This is a genomic window from Xanthomonas sp. SHU 308, from assembly GCF_000364645.1.
In the GTDB taxonomy this organism is placed as follows: Bacteria; Pseudomonadota; Gammaproteobacteria; order Xanthomonadales; family Xanthomonadaceae; genus Xanthomonas_A; species Xanthomonas_A sontii.
Genome location: NZ_AQOK01000048.1, coordinates 1 through 3,109, shown reverse-complemented (window position 1 = coordinate 3,109; position 3,109 = coordinate 1). Strand labels below are relative to the sequence as shown.

General features: G+C 69.2%; 3 protein-coding genes and 1 pseudogene. All 4 read left to right on the top strand.

All coding sequences use genetic code 11. The features are described 5' to 3' along the window. Nucleotides 1-365: pseudogene (locus D588_RS23810) on the top strand (UDP-N-acetylmuramoylalanyl-D-glutamyl-2, 6-diaminopimelate--D-alanyl-D-alanine ligase); the annotation flags it as partial. Then, nucleotides 355-1,440 carry a phospho-N-acetylmuramoyl-pentapeptide-transferase gene (gene mraY, locus D588_RS0102380; protein ID WP_010344435.1) on the top strand — a complete coding sequence of 362 codons (1,086 nt, stop codon included), beginning with the start codon at nucleotides 355-357 and terminating at the stop codon, nucleotides 1,438-1,440. The pseudogene D588_RS23810 and the gene mraY, both read left to right, overlap by 11 nt. Beyond that, entirely contained in the window at nucleotides 1,440-2,759 is a 1,320-nt protein-coding gene (gene ftsW, locus D588_RS0102375; RefSeq protein WP_017914833.1) for a putative lipid II flippase FtsW, read from the top strand. Before mraY ends, ftsW begins: the two co-directional genes overlap by 1 nt. Then, on the top strand, nucleotides 2,756-3,109 hold a 354-nt coding region (locus tag D588_RS23805), incomplete at its 3' end, for a glycosyltransferase (protein ID WP_043083134.1). The genes ftsW and D588_RS23805, both read left to right, overlap by 4 nt.

The following is a 3,109-nucleotide window of genomic DNA, read 5'->3' as shown; positions in this document are numbered from 1 at the left end:
GCGGGCGCCGCGCGCGCGATGCCGGGCTGACCCGGCTGTACGCGCTCGGCCCGCTCAGCGCCCACGCCGCGCAGGCGTTCGGCGAGAACGGCCGCGTCTTCGACAGCCATGCGGCGCTGATCGAGGCGCTGCAGCGCGATCTGGCCGCGGTGGCCGGGAATCGGGAATCGGGAGCCGGGAATCGGCAAGAGCAGGATCAAGAGCAGGAAGTGAAGCAGATGCATGAGAACACCGGCGCGCCGTCCGTTGGCGCGCTCCAGCCGGCCCCGGCCACGCTCCTCGTCAAGGGCTCGCGCGGCAGCGCCATGGACACCGTGGTGCGTGCGCTGCTGAACCAGGCACAGGAGGCGCCGCATGCTGCTTGAACTCGCCCGCTGGCTGCAGCAGCTCGAAAGCATGTTCGGGCTGTTCGGCTATCTGACCTTCCGCGGCATCCTCGCGGCGCTGACCTCGCTGTTCCTGTCGCTGTGGCTGGGCCCGGCAGTGATCCGCAAGCTGGCGCAGTTCAAGGGCGGCCAGCCGATCCGCCAGGACGGCCCGCAGACCCACTTCTCCAAGGCCGGCACCCCGACCATGGGCGGCTCGCTGATCCTGCTCACCGTGCTGCTGTCGGTGCTGCTGTGGGGCGACCTGCGCAACCGCTACGTGTGGCTGGTGCTGGCGGTGATGCTGGCGTTCGGCGTGATCGGCTGGTACGACGACTGGATCAAGATCGTGCGCCGCGACCCGAACGGGCTGAAGTCGCGCTGGAAGTACCTGCTGCAGTCGATCTTCGGCCTGGCCGCGGGCCTGTTCCTGTACTACACCGCCGACGTACCGGCGGCGATCACCTTCTACATCCCGATGTTCAAGTCGATCGCGCTGCCGCTGGCCGGGATCAGCTTCGTGGCCATCGCCTACTTCTGGATCGTCGGCTTCTCCAACGCGGTCAACCTGACCGACGGCCTGGACGGCCTCGCGATCATGCCGACGGTGCTGGTGGCCTGCGCGCTGGGCGTGTTCGCCTATGCCTCGGGCAACGCGGTGTTCTCGGCCTACCTGAAGATCCCGACCATCCCCGGCGCCGGCGAACTGATCATCATCTGCGCGGCGATCGCCGGCGCGGGCCTGGGCTTCCTGTGGTTCAACACCTACCCGGCGATGGTGTTCATGGGCGACATCGGCGCGCTGGCGCTGGGCGCGGTGCTGGGCACCATCGCGGTGATCGTGCGCCAGGAACTGGTGCTGGTGATCATGGGCGGCGTGTTCGTCATCGAGACCCTGTCGGTGATGATCCAGGTCGCCTCGTTCAAGCTCACCGGCAAGCGCGTGTTCCGCATGGCGCCGATCCACCACCACTTCGAACTGAAGGGCTGGCCGGAGCCGCGGGTGATCGTGCGCTTCTGGATCATTTCGGTGGTGCTGGTGCTGGTCGGCCTGGCCACGTTGAAGGTGCGCTGATGAACGACCCCGCCCGCCAAGCGACCCGCCTGGAGGCCATCGGTGGCCGCTACGACCCGTGGCTGCTCGGCGCCGCGGTGGCGCTGGCGTCGCTGGGCGTGGTCATGGTCGGCTCCAGCTCGATCGAGCTGACCACCAGCCCGTTCTACTACCTGAGCCGTCACCTGCTGTTCCTGGCCGGCGGTGTCGGCCTGGCGATCTGGGCGATGCGCACCGAGCTGAAGAACATCGAGCAGTACAACCAGTTGCTGCTGCTGGCCTGCTTCGGCTTGCTGCTGGTGGTGTTCGTGCCCGGGCTGGGCAGCACCGTCAACGGCGCGCGGCGCTGGATCAACCTGGGCATCTCGCGCTTCCAGACCGTGGAAGCGGTGAAGGTGCTGTACATCGTGTGGCTGTCCAGCTACCTGGTGCGCTTCCGCGACGAGGTCAACGCGACCTGGCCGGCGATGCTCAAGCCGCTGGGCGTTGCGGTGGCATTGGTCGGCCTGCTGCTGCTGCAGCCGGACTTCGGTTCCTCCACGCTGCTGCTGGCGATCACCGCCGGCATGCTGGTGCTGGGCGGGGTGAACCTGCCGCGCATGTCGATGCCGATCGTGATCGGCCTGCCGGTGTTCGCCTTCATCGCGATCCTCGAGCCGTACCGCCTGCGCCGCATCACCTCCTTCCTCGATCCGTGGGCCGACCAGCTCGGTTCCGGCTACCAGCTGTCCAACGCGCTGATGGCGGTGGGCCGCGGCGAACTGTTCGGGGTCGGCCTGGGCGGCTCGGTGCAGAAGCTCAACTACCTGCCGGAAGCGCACACCGACTTCATCTTCTCGGTCATCGCCGAGGAACTGGGCTTCGTCGGCGTGTGCCTGATCATCTCGCTGTACGCGCTGCTGGTCGGCCGCGCGTTCTGGCTGGGCATGCGCTGCGTGGAAATGAAGCGCCATTTCTCCGGCTACATCGCCTTCGGCATCGGCCTGTGGATCAGCCTGCAGAGCTTCGTCTCGGTCGGCGTGAACCTGGGCATCCTGCCGACCAAGGGCCTGACCCTGCCGCTGATCTCCGCCGGTGGTTCCAGCGTGCTGATGACCTGCGTGGCGATGGGGCTGCTGCTGCGCGTGTCCTACGAACTCAACCGCGCCGAGCGCCAGGTGGCACTGGTACGCAGCGACGCGGCGATGCCGGTCAAGCAGACCGTGGACAACGCCGAGGACCTGCACGCCGCGCGCGAGGCCAGCGCCAGCGCGGTCGCCGCGGCAATCCAGGGTGCCCCGGGGCGCGGCACCAGCCGCATGCAGCCGCGCGTCGAACCCACCTTCGGGAGGCTCGGATGAGCGCGGTGCAGGGCGATCGTCCGGTGATGATCCTCGCCGGCGGCACCGGCGGGCACATCTTCCCCGCGCTGGCCGTGGCCAAGGTGCTGCGCGCGCGCGGCGTGCCGGTGGTGTGGCTGGGCGCGGCCGGGCGCATGGAAACGCGGCTGGTGCCGGAACACGGCATCGAGCTGGACACCATCGAGATCGGCGGGCTGCGCGGCAAGGGCGCGCTGGCCCTGTTCGGCGCGCCGGTGCGGGTGATGCGTGCGGTGCGCGCCGCCGGCTTCGTGCTGCGCAGGCGGGCGCCGCGTGCGGTGATCAGCTTCGGCGGCTTCGCGGCCGGTCCCGGCGGCCTGGCCGCGCGCCTG

Bases quoted from the DNA above. Each gene is read 5' to 3' on its own strand.
- mraY (WP_010344435.1), top strand. From the start codon at position 355: ATGCTGCTTGAACTCGCCCGCTGGCTGCAGCAGCTCGAAAGCATGTTC.
- ftsW (WP_017914833.1), top strand. From the start codon at position 1,440: ATGAACGACCCCGCCCGCCAAGCGACCCGCCTGGAGGCCATCGGTGGC.